Below are 17,791 nucleotides of genomic sequence, written 5' to 3'. Positions count from 1 at the left end.
ACTGGACCCGAAAAAAAACCGCCCGGAAAGCGGGCGGTTCGATCTTACCAGACTGGCATCATATTTCGGGGACTGTCCCAACGGGGACTGTCCCTGCTGCATCAGAGCTGCTGGATGCCGGCGAGCAGCCAGCCAGCCGAACCGTTCTTCGGCTTGGTGAGGTTCCACACCTCGGCGATCGGGGTCGGCTGCGCGGTCGGCGATTCCTTGATCATGCCGGAGAAGCGCACGCTGGCCATGTGGTCGCTGCCCAGGTCTTCGATGCCCAGCATCTGCGCGTCGATCTGCACCACGTCGGTGTAGTCGTTGTCGGTGCGCTCGGACATCTGCATCTTCAGTTCGGCGAACACTTCCGGCGTGGTGAACTCACGCAGGTCGTTCACGTCGCCCTTGTCCCATGCAGCCTGCATGCGGATGAACATCGACTTGGCCTGGCGCAGGAACGCTTCCTTGTCGAAGTCGCCCGGCACGTACCAGGTCCCCTCGTTGGTCGCCTGGGTGCCAGGCACCGGCTGCACCGGCTGGAAGGCCGACGGCTGCTGGTTGAACGCACCCTGGTTCAGGCCGGAGCCGATTTCAGGCGTGGTCGAACGCGGCGCGCCAGCCGGAACCGGCTTGCTGAAGCCTTCGAACGGCGCGTTGGCCGGCGTGTCCTTGCGGCGGAACATGCGGACGATGAACATCACAGCCATGACCAGCAGGAGGATCATGAGGATCGAACCGATGGCGTTGCCCAGCGCGGACGACAGGCCCAGGCTGGAGAACAGCGCGCCGAGGCCCAGGCCCAGCAGTGCGCCGCCGAGGATGCCTTTCCACATGCTTGGCTTGGCGGCGGCGGCTGCTGCACCTGCGGCGCCAGCGGCGGCCGGCGCTGCGGCAGGACGCGTCGCGCCAGGCGCTGCGGCCGGGGCGGTCGGCGCCGCTGGCGGCGCCTTCTGGGTCACGTTAGCGGACTGGCGGCCGAACGAACGACGGCCACCCATCGGGCGCGCGATCGCGTCTGCCACCAGCGACGTCATCGTGATCGCAAGCATCAGAGTAACCAAAGACTTTTTCATTCTTAACCTCACAGTTTGATACCGGTGTGCAATGCAGCCACGCCGGCAGTTAAATTAAAGTACTCGACGCGTTCGAGGCCCGCGTCCTGCATCATGGTCTTGAGCGTTTCCTGATCCGGATGCATGCGGATGGATTCCGCCAGGTAGCGATAGCTTTCCGCATCGCCCGCGATCTTTTGTCCCAGCCACGGCAGCACCGAGAACGAATACACGTCATACGGTTTCTGCAGCGGCGCCGCGACTTTCGAGAATTCCAGTACGAGCAGCTTGCCGCCCGGTTTGAGGACGCGGCGCATTTCCGACAGCGCGGCGTCCTTGTGCGTCATGTTGCGCAGGCCAAAGGCCACGCTGACGCGGTCGAAGTGGTTGTCCGGGAACGGCAGCTTTTCTGCGTCACAGAGCAAGGTGGGGGTCGACAATCCCTTGTTCAATAGACGGTCGCGGCCCACGCGCAGCATCGATTCGTTGATGTCCGTGAGCCAGACTTCGCCATTCGGGCCCGCCTGCCTGGCGAAGGCTTTTGCCAGGTCGCCGGTGCCGCCTGCGATGTCCAGCACTTTCATGCCGGGACGCACGCCTGCCTGCGCGATCGTGAAGGTTTTCCACAGGCGGTGCAGGCCTGCCGACATCAAGTCGTTCATGACGTCGTACTTGCCGGCGACGGAGTGGAAGACCTTGGCGACTTCTTTGACTTTCTCGTCTTCGGCGACGGTCTTGTAGCCGAAATGGGTGGTGTTGGTCATGGTATGTGGCCAGTTGGTATAGGCGCAATTATACAGTCCGGCAGGCGCGCAAACCGGTGCGAAACTTCGGAAAAACCGAACCCCATATCAGGTTTTAGGGGAGGTTTTCGCCTTTGCCGGGAGGGTAAAGATCCGGAGACGGCCCCCTGCGGGACGGTCCCCTCGGGCTTTAGTGGCTGCAGCCGCGGTGGTGGGTGTGGCCGTCCGTGCCGGGGAGGACGGCGCCCGGGTCGCGGCCCGTATCGCCTTCGAAGCCGGCGGCGTGCAGGCGGTCCAGGTACTGCTGCCAGAGCTGCGCCTGTTCGGCGCCGAGCTTGTAGAGGTAGTCCCAGGTGTACAGGCCGGTGTTGTGGCCATCGGTGAACTGCGGCTGGATCGCGTAGTTGCCGACCGGCGCAACGGAGGTGATGCCGACGTCGCGCTTGCCGACCTGGAGCACCTCCTGCCCCGTTCCGTGTCCGCGCACTTCGGCGGACGGCGAATAGACGCGCAGGTATTCGAACGGGAGCGAGAACGCGCTGCCGTCCTCGAATGCGATGTCGAAGGTGCGGGACTTCTGGTGGACGGTGATGTCGGTCGGGTTCATGGTTTCTGGAGCCGGGTCACGAGTTCGTTGGCGAGCCGTGCGACCAGCGCGCGGCGCAGGTCGATCACGGCCGGATCGGGCACGCGCACGGCAGCGGCCCACACGGGGTTCGGGAAGTGCGCGTCATCGCGGTAGCGCGGAATGACGTGCCAGTGCAGGTGCGGGACCACGTTGCCGAGACTCGCGACGTTGATCTTGTCCGGACCCATTACCTCGCGCACGGCTTCCTCGACGCGCCACACCACGTCCATCAGGTGCCTGCGGTCGGTTGGCACCAGGTCCGTCATCTCCCTGACATGCTCGTTCCAGACCACGCGGCAGAAGCCGGGATAGTTCTGGTCGTCGACCATGATCACCTTGAGCTTGTCGTCGCGCCAGACCGGGTGGTACGGGCCGGACGTTTCCAGCCCCGGTTCCGCGGTCAGTTCGCACAGTTCGCAATCGCTCATACGAGTACCCTTTCGATGCCGCCGTCGTTGGCGCGCTTGACGTAGTCCGGCATCCAGTCCTCGCCAAGCAGATGGCGCGCGATTTCGACCACGATGTAGTCGGCGGTGGTGCCGGAGTCTTCATTGTAGCGCGACAGCCCCTGCAGGCAGGACGGGCAGCTGGTCAGCACCTTGACGTCGCCCTTGAAGCCGTCGCTGCGCAGCGCGTCGCTGGCCTTGACCATTTCTTCTTCCTTGCGGAAGCGGACCTGGGTCGAGATGTCGGGACGCGTGATCGCGAGCGTGCCGGACTCGCCGCAGCAGCGGTCGTTCTTTTCGATCTTTACCGCATCGGCGGTGGTGATCAACGCGTTCACGGTCTTGACGCCATCCTGCAGTTTCATCGGCGTGTGGCAGGGGTCGTGGTACATGTAGCGCACGCCGCCCACACCTTCCAGCTTGACGCCCTTCTCCAGCAGGTACTCGTGGATGTCCATGATGCGGCAGCCGGGGAAGATCTTGTCGAACTCGTAGGTCGACAGCTGGTCGTAGCAGGTGCCGCACGAGACCAGCACAGTCTTGATGTCGAGGTAGTTCAGCGTGTTGGCCATGCGGTGGAACAGCACGCGGTTATCGGTCATCATCTTGGCGGCCTTGTCGTACTGGCCGGCGCCGCGCTGGGGATAGCCGCAGCACAGGTAGCCCGGCGGCAGCACGGTCTGCACGCCCACCTCCCACAACATCGCCTGCGTGGCCAGGCCCACCTGCGAAAACAGGCGCTCGGAGCCGCAGCCGGGGAAGTAGAACACCGCTTCCGTATCGGCGGTCGTCACTTTGGGGTTGCGGATGATCGGCACGAACTTGTCGTCCTCGATGTCGAGCAGCGCGCGCGCCGTCTTCTTGGGCAGGTTGCCCGGCATCTTGCGGTTGACGAAGTGGATCACCTGCTCGCGCACGGGCGGCTTGCCGGTGGTCGGCGGCGGCGCCTTTGCCTGCTTGCGCGCGAACTTCTTGAGCACGTCGTTGCCGAGGCGCTGCGCCTTGTAGCCCCAGTCGATCATCACCTTGCGCGTGGCGTTGATGGTGGTCGGGTCGGTCGCGTTCAGGAAGAACATCGAGGCCGCGGTACCGGGGTTGAAGGACTTCTTGTCCATCTTGCGCAGCAGGTTCCGCATATTCATCGACACGTCGCCGAAGTCGATGTTGACCGGGCATGGCGATTCGCACTTGTGGCAGATCGTGCAGTGGTCGGCCACGTCCTCGAATTCCTCCCAGTGGCGGATCGAGATGCCGCGGCGGGTCTGCTCTTCGTACAGGAAGGCTTCGATCAGCGCGGAGGTGGCGAGGATCTTGTCGCGTGGCGAATACAGCAGGTTGGCGCGCGGGATGTGCGTGTTGCAGACCGGCTTGCATTTCCCGCAGCGCAGGCAGTCCTTGATGCTGTTCGCGATCTCGCCGATGTCGCTTTGCTGCATGATCAGCGATTCATGGCCCATCAGTCCGAACGAGGGCGTGTAGGCGTTGCGCAGGTCCGCGAACAGTTCCGGGTGGTTGAGCAGCTTGCCCTTGTTGAAGCGGCCTTCCGGGTCGATGCGCTGCTTGTAGTCGCGGAATTCGCCGATCTCGTCCTCGGTCAGGAATTCGAGCTTGGTGATGCCGATGCCATGCTCGCCCGAGATCACGCCGTCCAGCGAGCGTGCCAGCTTCATGATGCGCGCGACCGAGCGGTGCGCGTCCTGCAGCATCGCGTAATCGTCCGAATTGACCGGGATGTTGGTGTGCACGTTGCCGTCGCCGGCGTGCATGTGCAGCGCGACGAACACGCGGCCGTGCAGCACGCGCTGGTGGATCTCCGTGACTTCGTCGAGGATCGGCTTGAACGCGGCGCCGTTGAAGATATTGCGCAGTTCCGCGCGCAGCTCGCGCTTCCACGACACCCGTACGCTGTGGTCCTGGATGATGTCGAACACGTTGGTGGCCGGATGGCGCGCGATGCGCTGCGCCGCAAAGCCGGTGTCGACGCCGTGGCTCTCCAGCGCCTCCTGCGCCTCGGCCAGCGGCGTGTCCAGGTGCTGGAGAAGCCACTGCCAGCGCGCCCGCGTCTGCGTCAGCAGCGCCATCGCATGCGGCACGCGGTCTTCGAGGATCACCGATGCGTCCAGCCGTTCGCCGTGCGCATCGTCGCTCTTCCCGATCGGCAGGTTGCCGCCTGCGAAAAATTCGATCAGCCGGTCGGCCAGTTTCAGCTTGTTTTCGATCGACAGTTCGACGTTGATGCGCTCGATGCCATCGGTGTACTCGCCCATGCGGTTGAGCGGGATCACCACGTCCTCGTTGATCTTGAAGGCGTTGGTGTGCTTGGCGATGGCGGCGGTGCGGGCGCGGTCGAGCCAGAATTTCTTGCGCGCTTCCGGGCTGACCGCGACGAAGCCTTCGCCCACGCGGGTGTTCGCGATGCGCACCACCTCGGAGGCGGCCAGCGCCACCGCGTTCTCGTCGTCGCCGACGATGTCGCCGAACAGCGCCATCTTGGGAAGCACGCCGCGGCGCGACTTGGTGGTGTAGCCGACCGCGCGCAGGTAGCGCTCGTCCAGGTGCTCCAGGCCCGCGAGCCGCAGCGTGGCGAACTGCTCGCCCTGCGCCGGCAGGCCGTCGAGGTAGTCCTTGATCTCGACGATCGACGGGATCGCGTCGCGCGCCTGGCCGAAGAACTCCAGGCAGACCGTGCGCGCAAACTTGGGCATGCGGTGCAGGATCCAGCGCGCGGACGTGATCAGGCCGTCGCAGCCCTCCTTCTGGATGCCCGGCAGGCCGGCCAGGAACTTGTCGGTGACGTCCTTGCCCAGGCCCGCCTTGCGGAATTTGCGGCCCTCGATCTCCAGCACCTCGGTCTTGAACGGCTTGCCCCTGGCTTCGCCGCGCGAGGCCGGGTGCGTCCACTCCAGCTTGAAGCGCGCGAGCGGGGTATCGTGGATCTTCGACAGGTTGTGGTCGATGCGGGTGACGTCCAGCCAGTCCCCGTTCGGGTCCACCATGCGCCAGGAGGCCAGGTTGTCGAGCGCAGTGCCCCACAGGACCGCCTTCTTGCCACCCGCGTTCATGGCGATGTTCCCGCCGATGCAGGACGCATGCGCGGAGGTCGGGTCGACCGCGAACACGAAGCCGGCGGCTTCCGCGGCCTTGGCGACGCTGTTGGTGATGACGCCGGCGCCGGTCCAGATAGTGGCGTATTCGTGCTCGAGGCCCGGCAGCGTGACCATTTCGACCGGGCCGATCGCGATCAGCTTTTCGGTGTTGATCACGGCAGACAGCGGCGTGAGCGGGATCGCGCCGCCGGTGTAGCCGGTGCCGCCGCCGCGCGGGATGATGGTCAGGCCAAGCTCGATGCAGCCCTTGACCAGGCCGGCCATCTCGTCCTCGCTGTCGGGCGTGAGCACGACGAACGGATATTCGACACGCCAGTCGGTGGCGTCGGTCACGTGCGAGACGCGCTTCATGCCATCGAAACGGATGTTCTGCTTGTCCGTGTAGCGGCCCAGCACCTTCATCGCACGGCGGCGCAGGTCGTACATCTGGCGGAACTCGTTGCCGAAGTCTTCGACCGCCTTGCGCGCCGCAGCGAGCAGCAGTTCGACGCTGTCGCTGCGTGCCTGGGCGTCGTCGCCTGCCGCGTCCACCGCGATGCGGCGCTTGTCCACTTCCGACAGGCGGTGGTTCAGCGCGTCGATCAGGTTCTGGCGGCGCTTGGGGTTGTCGAGCAGGTCGTCCTGCAGGTAGGGATTGCGGCGCACCACCCAGATGTCGCCCAGCACCTCGTACAGCATGCGCGCGGAGCGGCCGGTCTGGCGCGCCGCGCGCAGCTGGTCCAGCAGCCGCCATGCGGGCTCGCCCAGCAGCCGGATCACGATCTCGCGGTCCGAGAACGACGTGTAGTTGTAGGGGATCTCGCGCAGGCGCGGCGCGGTGCCGTCGGGATTCTCGGCCAGCAGTGCCTGGATGTGTGCAGGGGCGTTCATTGGAATGGTTGCCAGACGCTTAAGGAAATTCATTCTAGCTTATTGCGCTGCACCATGCTGAAGAGGCAAATCTTATTTGCCAAATCTTGTCTTCGTGCAAATATTCTTTGCAGGCGGACGGTCCCCTGCGGGGACAGTCCCTACCCCAGCAATTGGCCGAGCTGCTTCCAGAACGAGTCGGGCACGTAGAGCAGCGCGGTGGTCATGGTGAGGTAGCGCATGAACTTGCCGATCGCCATGTACCCGATGCTCGGCCAGTACGGCATGTGCAGCCACCCCGCCATCGTGCACAGCGGATCGCCGATGCCCGGCACCCACGACAGCAGCATGGTCTTGGGCCCGTGCTTTTCCAGCCAGTGGAACCAGCGCGTGCTGCGCTCCTTCGCGAACGCGCGCTTGGCGGTGTAGCCGAGCCAGTAGTCGACCGCGCCGCCCAGGGTATTGCCCAGCGTGGCGACCAGGATTGCCGGCCAGAACATCGCCTCGTTGGCCTTGATCACCGCGAACACGGCGGGCTCCGAACCCATCGGCACCAGCGTGGCGGAAACGAAACTGATCAGGAATACCGATCCCAGGCCGACCGTCGGCACCGCGAGGACTTTGAGCAGCCAGAGGACAAACGATTCGATCATCGGCAGGGTCGGCTAAGGGATGAGCCATTATAATGATCCCGAGCCACTCGCTCCGTCCGGTTCGCCCCGCCCACCCTGCGGCCAGCGTACCCGCTGCTTATCCGTCGGTCACCACCGCCAAGCCAGTCCAGCGCCAACTTTCATTTCAATTGTTTGCACGATGACGACCGACTACCTCAAGAAAATCCTGACCGCGCGCGTCTACGACGTGGCCGAAGAGACCCCGCTGGAACTCGCGCCCACGCTGTCCGAACGGATCGGCAACCGCCTGTACTTCAAGCGCGAGGACATGCAGTGCGTGTTCAGCTTCAAGGTGCGCGGCGCCTACAACAAGATGGCCAACCTGTCGCAGGCGCAGCTGCGGCGCGGCGTGGTGTGCGCCTCGGCCGGCAACCACGCGCAGGGCGTGGCGCTGTCGGCTGCGCGCCTGGGCGGGCGCGCGCTGATCGTGATGCCGACCACCACGCCGCCCCTGAAAGTGGATGCGGTCAAGGCGCAGGGGGGCGCCAGCGTCGAGATCGTGCAGCACGGCGACTCGTACACGGACGCCTACAACCACGCGCTCACGCTGGGCCGCGAGCAGGGCCTGACCTTCGTCCACCCGTTCGACGACCCGGACGTGATCGCGGGCCAGGGCACGATCGGCATGGAGATCCTGCGCCAGCATTCAGGGCCGATCCACGCGATCTTCGTCCCGATCGGCGGGGGCGGACTGGCCGCCGGCATCTGCGCCTACGTCAAGCAGGTGCGGCCCGACATCCGCGTGATCGGCGTGCAGACGCTGGACTCGGACGCGATGGCGCGCAGCCTCAAGGCGCGCGAGCGGGTCACGCTGCCGGACGTCGGCCTGTTCTCGGACGGCACCGCGGTGCGCCTGGTGGGCGAAGAAACCTTCCGCCTCGCGCAGCAGTACCTGGACGACGTGATCCTGGTCGACAACGACGCCATCTGCGCCGCGATCAAGGACGTGTTCCAGGACACGCGCAGCATCCTGGAGCCGGCCGGCGCGCTGGCGGTGGCAGGGGCCAAGGCCTACGTCGAGCGTTCCGCCAGCGCCAAGATCCCGGTGCGCGGCGAGACCCTGGTGGCCGTCGCCAGCGGCGCCAACATGAACTTCGATCGCCTGCGCTTCGTTGCCGAGCGCGCGGAACTGGGCGAGCACCGCGAAGCCGTGTTCGCCGTCACGATCCCGGAGCAGCGCGGCAGCTTCCGCCGCTTCTGCGAATTGGTGGGGCCGCGCAACGTCACCGAATTCAACTACCGCATCAGCGGCGAAGATGTCGCCCACGTGTTCGTCGGCGTGCAAACCGCGGTTGTGGGAGAATCCAGCCTGCTCAAGAGAACGTTCGACCAGCACGGCTTTTCCACGCTCGACCTGACGCACGACGAACTGGCCAAGCTGCACATCCGCCACCTCGTCGGCGGCAAGAGCGCGCTGGCGCACGACGAACTGCTGTACCGCTTCGAATTCCCCGAGCGGCCCGGCGCGCTGATGCGCTTCCTGAACTCGATGGCGCCGAACTGGAACATCTCCCTGTTCCACTACCGGAACCAGGGCGGCGACGTGGGCCGCATCCTGGTCGGGCTGCAGGTGCCGCAGGCCGAGATGGACGCCTTCCGCGACTTCCTCAACACGCTGGGTTACCGTCATTGGGACGAAACCGACAACCCGGTGTACAAGCTATTTTTGTGACATGAACAATACCGCAGACCAATCGCCGCTTGGCAAGACCTCCGCCTACCAGACCCAGTACGCCCCGGACCTGCTGTTCCCGATCCCGCGCCAGTCCAAGCGCGACGAACTCGGCATCAGCGGCACCCTGCCCTTCTTCGGCGTCGACATCTGGAACGCCTACGAAATCTCGTGGCTGAACATGCGCGGCAAGCCGCAGGTGGCGATCGCCACGATCACCGCGCCGGCCGACTCGCCCAACATCATCGAATCGAAGTCGTTCAAGCTGTACCTGAACTCCTTCAACCAGACGCGCCTGGCCAATCACGAAGCGCTGCTGGCCCTGCTGCGCGACGACCTCTCGGCCGGCTTCGGCGCGCCGGTGCACATCGCCCTGACGCTGCCGGAAGACTTCGGCACGCTCAAGATGGGCGAACTGGACGGCATCCTGCTCGACCGGCTCGACATCGAAGTCGACAGCTACAGCCCTGCCCCGGCGCTGCTGAAAGCCGCCAAGGACGAGCCGCCGGTCCAGGAAACGCTGGTCTCGCACCTGCTCAAATCGAACTGCCTGGTGACCGGCCAGCCCGACTGGGCGAGCGTCCAGATCCAGTACGCCGGGCCGCAGATCGACCAGGAAATGCTCCTGAAATACCTGATCGGTTTCCGCGAGCACAACGAATTCCACGAGCAGTGCGTCGAGCGCATCTTTACCGACATCCTGCGCCAGTGCGCCCCGCACAAGCTGGCGGTCTACGCCCGCTACACCCGCCGCGGCGGCCTCGACATCAACCCCTACCGCACCAACTACACCGGCCAGCGCCCGCCCAACCTGCGTACCGCCCGGCAATAACAGCCCTATCGGTATCACCTCCGCGCGGGGTCCGGCACCCATTCCCTCGAGGATCAGGCACCTTTTCCCCTGGGGTCTGGCACCACGCCGTTCGGCGCATTTGACAGTATCGGAATACGATACCTCGTGAGGAAGCGTGGAAGTGCGTCACTTAACCGTGCTCGGGCGGGAAACGGGAAATACTGGCAGTGGCAAACAAACGGACCTGCCGGAGAGCTTGGATGTTTGGCATTTCATTGTGGTAACGCAAAACCGCCCACTTACAGATGCTTGCGAAATCGAATTACACGGGTTCAAAACAAGCCTATAATTCTGGCTCGCAAGCCCCCCTTTGTGCTTTGCAGCACCAAATTTGTCATGACGAACCTGAGCAAAATCCTGTCGCCCGAGAACGTGCTTCTCGACCTGGAAGTCTCCAGCAAGAAGCGCGCATTCGAGCAGGCAGGGCTGATTTTTGAGAATAACTGCGGTATCGCGCGTTCGACCGTGTCCGACAACCTGTTCGCGCGCGAGCGCCTCGGTTCGACCGGCCTGGGTCACGGCGTGGCGGTTCCGCACGGCCGCATCAAGGGTTCGAAGAACCTGAAGGCGCCGATCGGCGCATTCGTGCGCCTGGCCGAACCGATTCCGTTCGAGTCGCCCGACGGCGTGCCGGTCAACCTGCTGTTCTTCCTGCTCATTCCGGAGCACGTCACGCAGCAGCACCTCGAGATCCTGTCCGAGATCGCCGAGATGTTCTCGGACGAGTCGGTGCGCCAGGCACTGTCCACCGATCCGGATCCGGCATCGGTCCATGCCCGCATCACCCACTGGCAGCCCAGCCTGCACGCGCTGGGTTAAGCAATGCTCCAGACGCCGCTCACGATCCAACGCCTGTACGACGACAACCGCGAGAGCCTGGAACTCGGGTGGTTTGCAGGCTTTCCGGGCGGCGAGCGCCTGATCTCGGGCGATGTGGCGTCCGCGGCCGACCAGGTCGGCCACCTGAACCTGATCCACCCGGGCCGCATCCAGGTCTTCGGCCACCAGGAACTGACCTATTACCAGCGCCTGAAGTCCGGCTCGCGCAGCCACGTGATCGGCGAGCTGATCGCCGGCGCCCCGCCCGCGCTGATCATCGCGCAGGGCCTCGAGACGCCGCCGGACATCCTCGCCATCTGCGACGAGCAGAATATCCCGCTGTTCTCCACGCCGCTGCCGGCCGCGCAGGTGATCGACTTCCTGCGCGTGTACCTGTCCAAGAAACTCGCGCAGCGCATCATCATGCACGGCGTGTTCATGGACGTGCTGGGCGTGGGCGTGCTCATTACCGGCGACTCGGGCCTGGGCAAGAGCGAACTTGGCCTGGAGCTGATCTCGCGTTCGCACGGCCTGGTTGCCGACGACGCGGTCGAATTCTCGCGCATCGCGCCGAACATGGTGGAGGGCCGCTGCCCGCCACTGCTGCAGAACCTGCTCGAAGTCCGCGGCCTCGGCCTGCTCGACATCAAGGCGATCTTTGGCGAGACCGCGGTGCGCCGCAAGATGCGCCTGAAGCTGATTGTGCATCTCGTGCGCCGCTCGGCGCTGGAAGAGGAAGTCGAGCGCCTGCCATTCAATTTCCCGACCGAAGATGTGCTCGGCCTGCCGATCCGTAAAGTCGTGATCCCGGTTGCTGCCGGCCGCAACATCGCGGTGCTGCTGGAGGCGGCGGTGCGCAACACCATCCTGCAGCTGCGCGGCATCGACACGCTGTCCGAGTTCATGGAGCGCCAGCGCCAGGCCATGAGCGGCGACTGAGCGACGGTCCCGTTGGGACAGTCACCTCCCCTGCTGCGGCTTACGGTATCATCGCGGCTATGCGCATCGTACTCATCACCGGTATCTCAGGCTCCGGCAAATCAGTAGCCCTGAACGTTCTCGAAGACGCAGGGTTCTACTGCGTCGACAACCTTCCCCCTGCCCTGCTGCCCCAGTTGGTCGAGGCCCTGCATGAGCAGGGCGCGGAACGCGCGGCCATTGCCGTCGACGCGCGCAGCGCGGAGTCGCTGGCCGAACTGCCGCTGGTGGTGAAGGCGCTGCGCGAGCAAAGCCACGACGTGAAGGCGATATTCCTGACGGCGAACACGCATTCGCTGGTGGCGCGCTTTTCCGAGACCCGCCGCAGCCATCCGCTGTCGCACGAATTGCGTCCCGGCGAGAACCCTGCCGCGCGCCGCACGCTGATCGAGTGTATCGCCGAAGAGCGCGACCGCCTTGGCGCAATCGAAAAGCTCGGGCTGGTCATCGACACCTCCGAACTGTCGGCCAGCAAGCTGCGCGTGTGGATCAAGGAGCTGGTGGAGCTCGAGCGCGCGCCGCTGACGCTGTTCTTCGAGTCGTTCGCGTTCAAGCTGGGCGTGCCGCTGGATGCGGATTTCGTGTTCGATGTGCGCGCGATCCCGAACCCCTACTACGACCTGGCGCTGCGCCCGCTGACGGGCATGGACGAGCCGGTGATCAAGTTCCTCGAAGCGCAGCCCAACGCGAACGAGATGCTGGAAGATATCCGCAAGTTCATCGAGAAGTGGCTACCCGCGTTCAAGACGGATAACCGCAGCTACCTCACGGTCGCGCTAGGATGCACCGGTGGCCAGCACCGCTCGGTGTACATGGCCGAGCGGCTGGCTAAGCACTTCTCATCGACGGAGCGGGTGCTGCTGCGCCACCGCGAGCAGTCCTGAGGGGGGCGGCCCCCTCCCATCTCAGAGGTGGCGGAGGGGATGGGCCCAGGTAGGCCAGGCGGGCTCGAAGAAGCGATCCACCATCTCGTCGGTCACCGAATCGAGCGACGGCGGATTCCATACCGGCTGGTTGTCCTTGTCGATCACGAGCGCACGCACACCCTCCAGCACTTCGCCATGCTCGAAGTTGCGGCGCACGAGGTTGCGCTCCATGCGCAGGCAGTCGGCCACGTCCAGCGATGCGCCGCGCTTCAGCAGTTCGAAGGTTACGCGCATCATCAATGGCGAACGCTGGCGCATCGCGCCCAGCGCTTTCTGCGCGAACGGGCTGGCATCCTGCTCCAGCGAGTCCATGATGGCCTGCACCGACGCCAGCGAGAAGTGGCGGTCGATGGTGGCGCGCTCCGCCTCCAGCTGCGACGCACCGGCAGCGGCGCCGAACGATGCAATCACCTCGCGCACCCTGCTTCCATCCGCCGCAGCCAGCGCCGCCTTCAGTTCCGCCATGCGCTCGCCTGGCACGAACACGTCCGCCAGGTCCAGGTAGATGGAATCGGCCGCGCCGACGGTAAGTCCCGTCAGGCCAAGGTAGTTGCCCAGCGCGCCCGCCGCACGCGAGAGGAAGTAGCTGCCGCCCACATCCGGGAACAGGCCGATGTTCACCTCCGGCATGGCCATTTTCGTGCGTTCCGTGACGACGCGCACGCGTGCCTGCGGGCCGGCCTGCGCTATGCCCATGCCGCCGCCCATCACCACGCCATCCATCAGTGCGACGTAGGGCTTTTCGTAGTAGTGGATCAGGTGATTCAGCGCGTATTCTTCGGTGAAGAAGTCTTCCAGCAGCGCCGAGCCGCCCATCGGCGTGGCCTTGCCGGCTTCGAAGAAGAAGCGGATGTCGCCGCCCGCGCACAGCGCCTTCTCGCTGCTCGAACCCAGCACCACGGCCTGCACGCCGGGGTCGGCCTGCCACTGCAACAGCACGTCGGTCAGCGCGCGCACCATGTCGAGCGACAGCGAATTGAGGGCCTTGGGGCGGTCGAGCGTGATGAAGCCGATGCCGTTGGAGACGCGGGTCTGGACGTATTCAGTCATGGCGTGTAGTCGAAAAGGAAAGCGCTATTCTAGCGCAGCCCCACATTGAAAAAGGCACCCGGGGGTGCCTTCGGGAGCGCTCACGGCGCCCCATGCGCGGATGTTGTTATTCTGGTTTTCAGGCCGCGGACCTCTCGCCTTCCGGGATGTACTTGATGGACTCGTTATTGTGGTCCTGCACCCGGTCCTTATGCTTCATCACTTGCCTGTCCAGCTTATCCATCAAGGTGTCGATCGCTGCGTACAGGTCCTGCGCCTGGCTTTCCACGTGCACGGTCTTGCCGGACATGCGCAGGTTGACCTCCGCCTTCTGGCGTTTTTCCTTTTCGGTGAGGTTGTCGACGGAGAGGATGACGGCGATGTCGATCACATGATCGAAATGTCTGGTGATTCGCTCGAGCTTGCTTTGAACGTAGTCACGGATGGCGGAAGTTACTTCGAGATGGTGTCCACTGATGGTGAGATTCATACACACTCCTTGAAAGTTCACTTGCTCGTTCGTGCGCCCGGTGCGTAGAGGAACGCCCTGCTTACAGCTGCTACAGAGACTTTACAAAGATTTGCGCAGGCTGACGGGTGGGATCTTGAGTGCTTCGCGGTACTTGGCAACGGTGCGCCGCGCGATGACCATGCCCTGCTCCCCCAGCATCTCCGCAATCTTACTGTCGGATAAAGGATTTTTCGGGTCTTCTGCTCCCGTCAGTTGCACGATCAGAGCACGTATCGCCGTGGAGGAGGCTTCACCGCCTGCCTCGGTGGCGACATGGCTACCGAAGAAATATTTCAACTCAAACATGCCGTGCGGTGTCAGCATGAATTTCTGCGTTGTGACACGAGAAATAGTGCTCTCGTGTAAACCTAGTGTATCAGCTATTTCACGCAACACAAGGGGACGCATGGCGACCGCACCGTGCGAGAAAAAGTTCTTCTGCCGCTCCACGATGGCCTGCGCAACGCGCAGGATCGTATCGAAGCGCTGGCGCATGTTCTTGATCAGCCAGCGCGCCTCCTGGAGCTGCGCACCCATCTGCGCCTCGCCCTTGGCCTGCTTGAGCATGCTCGCGTAGACCTGGTTGATGCGCAGGCGCGGCATGACGTCCGGATTCAGTGTGACCGACCACCCGCCCTTGGCGCGCCGCACGATCACGTCCGGTACGACATAGTCTGACGCATCCGCGGCAAACGCGGCGCCCGGATGAGGATTGCACTGGCGGATGACGGCCTGCGCCTCGCGCAGGTCTTCGTCGTCGCAATCGAGGGCTTTTTTCAGCTTGCCGAAATCGCGCTGCGCGAACCAGGCCAGGTGCTGTTCGACGATCGTCAACGCCATGCGCCGCGTGACCATCGGCACGCGCTCCATGCGGCGGATCTGCAGCGCCAGGCATTCGGACGCACTGCGCGCGCCCACGCCAGGCGGATCGAAACTCTGCAGCAGCGCGAGCGCGGTGCGCAGTTCGCAGATGTCGATGTCCGCTTCCTGCGGGAGGCGCGCATGGATGTCCTCCAGCGCTTCGTCCAGGTAGCCATTGTCGTCGAGCGCATCGACGACCAGCTCCACCAGGACGCGGTCGCGCCCTTCCGGCACCGTCACGCGCGCCTGCTCCAGCAGGTGTTCGCGCAGCGTGGTCGCGCACGCTTCGAGCTGCATGCGTCCGTCGTCGTCCTCGGGGGCCTTGCCGCGCCCCGCGTCGCCCCAGTCGTCGCCGGAACTGTCGCTGTCGGCGGGCGCTTCGTAATCGTCGCCGGCGCCTTCCTGCGAGGCTTCCTGCCGCTCTCCCTGCGGCTCGCTGTTTTCCGTGGCGGTGGACGGCGTGCTGCTGGCAATGGCGCCATCGGCCAGCAGGCGCACCGAATGGTCGAGCGGATCGTCGAGGCGCTCGAGCAGGGGATTGTCGGCCAGCGCCTGCTCGAGCTCCTGGTGCAGCTCGAGCGTGGACAACTGCAGCAGGCGAATGGACTGCTGCAGTTGCGGCGTGAGCGCGAGATGCTGCGAAGTGCGCAGCTGCAGGCTTTGTTTCATGCGGCGGCGAGCTTACATGCGGAAGTGTTCACCCAGGTAGACGCGGCGTACCGACTCGTTCGAGATGATGTCGTCGGGACGACCCGACGCCAATACCGAACCCTGGTTGATGATATACGCCCGGTCGCAGATGCCAAGCGTTTCGCGCACATTGTGGTCGGTGATGAGCACTCCGATGCCGCGCTCCTTGAGGAATCGCACAATTCGTTGAATTTCAATGACCGCAATCGGGTCCACGCCGGCGAACGGCTCGTCCAGCAGCACGAAGCGCGGATTGGTCGCCAGCGCGCGTGCGATTTCGACCCGGCGGCGCTCGCCGCCGGACAGGGACAGCGCCGGATTCTCGCGCAGCTTTTCGATCTGCAATTCCGCCAGCAGGGTGTCGAGCCGCTCGTCGATGGCGTCGCCCTTGAGAGGCTTGCCGTGTTCGTCCTTCTGCAGTTCCAGCACGGCGCGGATGTTCTCCTCCACCGTGAGCTTGCGGAACACCGACGCTTCCTGCGGCAGGTAGGACAGGCCGAGCGTGGCGCGGCGGTGGATCGGCAGGCTGGAGATGTCCACGCCCGCCACTTCGATCGTTCCCGCGTCCGACGGCACCAGGCCGACGATCATGTAGAACGAGGTCGTCTTGCCGGCGCCGTTCGGGCCGAGCAGGCCGACCACTTCGCCGCATTCCACCTGCAGCGACACGTCGTGCACGACCATGCGCTTGCCGTAGGATTTCTGCAGGCCGCGTGCAATCAGGGTGCAGCCGCTGTTTTGTTCATCCATTACTTTTTATCCTGTGCTGCTGGCTGGGCCGGCTGGGCCGCCGGTGCCGGTTGCGCCGGCTGTGCCGCTTGCGTTTTGCGCGGCGCCAGGATCAGCGTTACGCGGCCCTTGCCGGGCTTGTTCTCGCCGCTGGCGTCGTTACGCACTGCGAAGACTTCCTTGCGGCTGTCGTAGGAAATGTATTCGCCATTGACCTCGTCGGTCACGCGCTTGCCGTCCAGCTGCGTAATGTTCGCTTTCGAGAACAGCTTGGCGACTTCGGTACGCTGGTCGTACTCGATGCGTTCGGCGCGGCCCTCGACCCACAGGTCGGCGCCGCCGTCGCGCTTCTGGCGGAAGGTGGCCAGCTTGCCGTTACCGCCGACCAGTGTGGCGATCTGCCAGCCGTCCGGCGTCTCGCGCACGGTCGCGCGTTCCGAGCGCATGACCAGGGTGCCGCGCTGCAGCTCGACGCTGCCGGTCAGCACGTGCGACTGGGTCACGTCGTCGAAGTCCGCCGTCTCGGCCGTGATGGTGGTCGGCTTGTTCGAGTCCGCCTTCTCGGCCCACGCCGCGGTCGCGAAGAGGCAAAGGCTGGCGATGATCAGGTGTCGTTTCATGGGCGAATTCCCGTTCTGTTAGGGTTCATGTGCAGGCAGTTCGATGCGTGCCTTGTTGATCTTGACCTGGCGGGTGGCGTTGTTGGCGCTCATGCCGACTCCGCGCACCACGGTGGCGCCGCTGGTCATCACCACCGGCAGCGCCGTTTGCATCTGGTCCTCGTCCACCAGCACCGTCAGCGCCTCGGTGCGCATCGTCATCGGCTTGGCGGTCGGCGATGCGGCGCGGCGGATGTCCACGTTACCGGACAGTTCCACCGTGTTGTTGACGTGGTCCAGGCGCGCGGTCTTCGAGTTGATGTACATCGGCGGCTTGCCGGGCGCGAAGCTTTGCAGCGCGGGCGACTCCACCGTCGAACTGTCGGTCAGCGGCAGGTGCGTCATGCGCGCGCCCGAGATGATGTAGCGCGGCGTGCCGTCCGGGGACATGCGCACTGCGCTGAAATTCTCGACGATGTAGTCCGGCTCGCCCTTGTGCGCGTCCGACAGCATCTCCATGTCTTGCACGTGCATCAGCTGGACCAGGTAGAAGCTGCCCAGCGCCAGCGCCAGGCACACGCCGAAGATGGCGCCGAAGCGCCACCGGTGTGCTGTCCGTTTCCTGTACTGGCGCGCCATG

The 17,791-nt window shown here is 64.6% G+C and carries 17 protein-coding genes; 5 read left to right on the top strand and 12 right to left on the bottom strand.

The genetic code is table 11. The features are described from left to right. Positions 1-101 precede the first annotated feature (101 nt). The 6 genes from ACFSQR_RS03185 to ACFSQR_RS03160 all read right to left on the bottom strand — a co-directional run bounded on the left by ACFSQR_RS03185 (position 102) and on the right by ACFSQR_RS03160 (position 7,463). Positions 102-1,046, bottom strand: a complete 945-nt coding sequence (locus ACFSQR_RS03185; protein WP_377728033.1) for a Tim44 domain-containing protein — start codon at positions 1,044-1,046, stop codon at positions 102-104. Positions 1,047-1,066: 20 nt separating this feature from the next. After that, complete coding sequence (gene ubiE, locus ACFSQR_RS03180; RefSeq protein WP_377728031.1) at positions 1,067-1,801, bottom strand: bifunctional demethylmenaquinone methyltransferase/2-methoxy-6-polyprenyl-1,4-benzoquinol methylase UbiE; 735 nt, start codon at positions 1,799-1,801, stop codon at positions 1,067-1,069. 169 nt (positions 1,802-1,970) lie between these two features. After that, positions 1,971-2,387, bottom strand: coding sequence for a gamma-butyrobetaine hydroxylase-like domain-containing protein (locus tag ACFSQR_RS03175; protein ID WP_377728029.1), 417 nt, complete (start codon positions 2,385-2,387; stop codon positions 1,971-1,973). Next, the gene (locus tag ACFSQR_RS03170; RefSeq protein ID WP_377728026.1) at positions 2,384-2,836 is read right to left on the bottom strand and encodes an HIT family protein; all 453 of its coding nucleotides are present in this window, start codon (positions 2,834-2,836) and stop codon (positions 2,384-2,386) included. The genes ACFSQR_RS03175 and ACFSQR_RS03170 overlap by 4 nt, the downstream gene beginning before the upstream one ends. Further along, the gene (locus ACFSQR_RS03165; protein ID WP_377728023.1) at positions 2,833-6,831 is read right to left on the bottom strand and encodes a DUF3683 domain-containing protein; all 3,999 of its coding nucleotides are present in this window, start codon (positions 6,829-6,831) and stop codon (positions 2,833-2,835) included. The genes ACFSQR_RS03170 and ACFSQR_RS03165 overlap by 4 nt, the downstream gene beginning before the upstream one ends. Positions 6,832-6,971: 140 nt before the next feature. Further along, entirely contained in the window at positions 6,972-7,463 is a 492-nt protein-coding gene (locus tag ACFSQR_RS03160) for a YqaA family protein (RefSeq protein ID WP_377728022.1), read from the bottom strand. Between the two features lie 160 nt (positions 7,464-7,623). Between ACFSQR_RS03160 and ilvA the strand changes: the two genes are divergently transcribed. From ilvA to rapZ, 5 genes are all read left to right on the top strand, one after another. After that, positions 7,624-9,156 carry a threonine ammonia-lyase, biosynthetic gene (gene ilvA / locus ACFSQR_RS03155; protein ID WP_377728019.1) on the top strand — a complete coding sequence of 511 codons (1,533 nt, stop codon included), beginning with the start codon at positions 7,624-7,626 and terminating at the stop codon, positions 9,154-9,156. A gap of 1 nt (position 9,157) precedes the next feature. After that, positions 9,158-9,988, top strand: coding sequence for an NADPH-dependent 7-cyano-7-deazaguanine reductase QueF (gene queF, locus ACFSQR_RS03150; RefSeq protein ID WP_377728018.1), 831 nt, complete (start codon positions 9,158-9,160; stop codon positions 9,986-9,988). 357 nt (positions 9,989-10,345) lie between these two features. Beyond that, on the top strand, positions 10,346-10,828 hold the full coding sequence (locus ACFSQR_RS03145; RefSeq protein ID WP_377728016.1) for a PTS sugar transporter subunit IIA: 483 nt from the start codon (positions 10,346-10,348) through the stop codon (positions 10,826-10,828). Between the two features lie 3 nt (positions 10,829-10,831). Continuing rightward, positions 10,832-11,767 (top strand): HPr(Ser) kinase/phosphatase, encoded by a 936-nt coding sequence (gene hprK / locus ACFSQR_RS03140; protein WP_377728014.1) that lies wholly within the window; start codon positions 10,832-10,834, stop codon positions 11,765-11,767. A gap of 59 nt (positions 11,768-11,826) precedes the next feature. Continuing rightward, positions 11,827-12,690, top strand: coding sequence for an RNase adapter RapZ (gene rapZ, locus ACFSQR_RS03135; RefSeq protein WP_377728011.1), 864 nt, complete (start codon positions 11,827-11,829; stop codon positions 12,688-12,690). Positions 12,691-12,711: 21 nt separating this feature from the next. Here rapZ and ACFSQR_RS03130 read toward each other — a convergent pair whose 3' ends face one another. The 6 genes from ACFSQR_RS03130 to lptC all read right to left on the bottom strand — a co-directional run bounded on the left by ACFSQR_RS03130 (position 12,712) and on the right by lptC (position 17,790). Next, complete coding sequence (locus tag ACFSQR_RS03130) at positions 12,712-13,782, bottom strand: enoyl-CoA hydratase/isomerase family protein (protein ID WP_377728009.1); 1,071 nt, start codon at positions 13,780-13,782, stop codon at positions 12,712-12,714. A gap of 118 nt (positions 13,783-13,900) precedes the next feature. Next, positions 13,901-14,251, bottom strand: a complete 351-nt coding sequence (hpf, locus tag ACFSQR_RS03125; RefSeq protein WP_377728007.1) for a ribosome hibernation-promoting factor, HPF/YfiA family — start codon at positions 14,249-14,251, stop codon at positions 13,901-13,903. Positions 14,252-14,332: 81 nt separating this feature from the next. Further along, positions 14,333-15,802, bottom strand: coding sequence for an RNA polymerase factor sigma-54 (locus tag ACFSQR_RS03120; protein ID WP_377728005.1), 1,470 nt, complete (start codon positions 15,800-15,802; stop codon positions 14,333-14,335). 12 nt (positions 15,803-15,814) lie between these two features. Then, complete coding sequence (lptB, locus tag ACFSQR_RS03115) at positions 15,815-16,573, bottom strand: LPS export ABC transporter ATP-binding protein (protein ID WP_377728003.1); 759 nt, start codon at positions 16,571-16,573, stop codon at positions 15,815-15,817. After that, positions 16,573-17,172 carry a lipopolysaccharide transport periplasmic protein LptA gene (gene lptA / locus ACFSQR_RS03110; RefSeq protein ID WP_377728001.1) on the bottom strand — a complete coding sequence of 200 codons (600 nt, stop codon included), beginning with the start codon at positions 17,170-17,172 and terminating at the stop codon, positions 16,573-16,575. Before lptA ends, lptB begins: the two co-directional genes overlap by 1 nt. Positions 17,173-17,190: 18 nt before the next feature. Continuing rightward, positions 17,191-17,790, bottom strand: a complete 600-nt coding sequence (gene lptC, locus ACFSQR_RS03105; protein WP_377727999.1) for an LPS export ABC transporter periplasmic protein LptC — start codon at positions 17,788-17,790, stop codon at positions 17,191-17,193. Position 17,791: the final 1 nt, after the last annotated feature.

Source organism: Pseudoduganella sp. GCM10020061 (genome assembly GCF_042683405.1).
Lineage (GTDB): Bacteria > Pseudomonadota > Gammaproteobacteria > Burkholderiales > Burkholderiaceae_D > Telluria.
The sequence above is the reverse complement of the archived record's forward strand: the minus strand, read 5'-3'. Positions and strand labels throughout refer to the sequence as shown.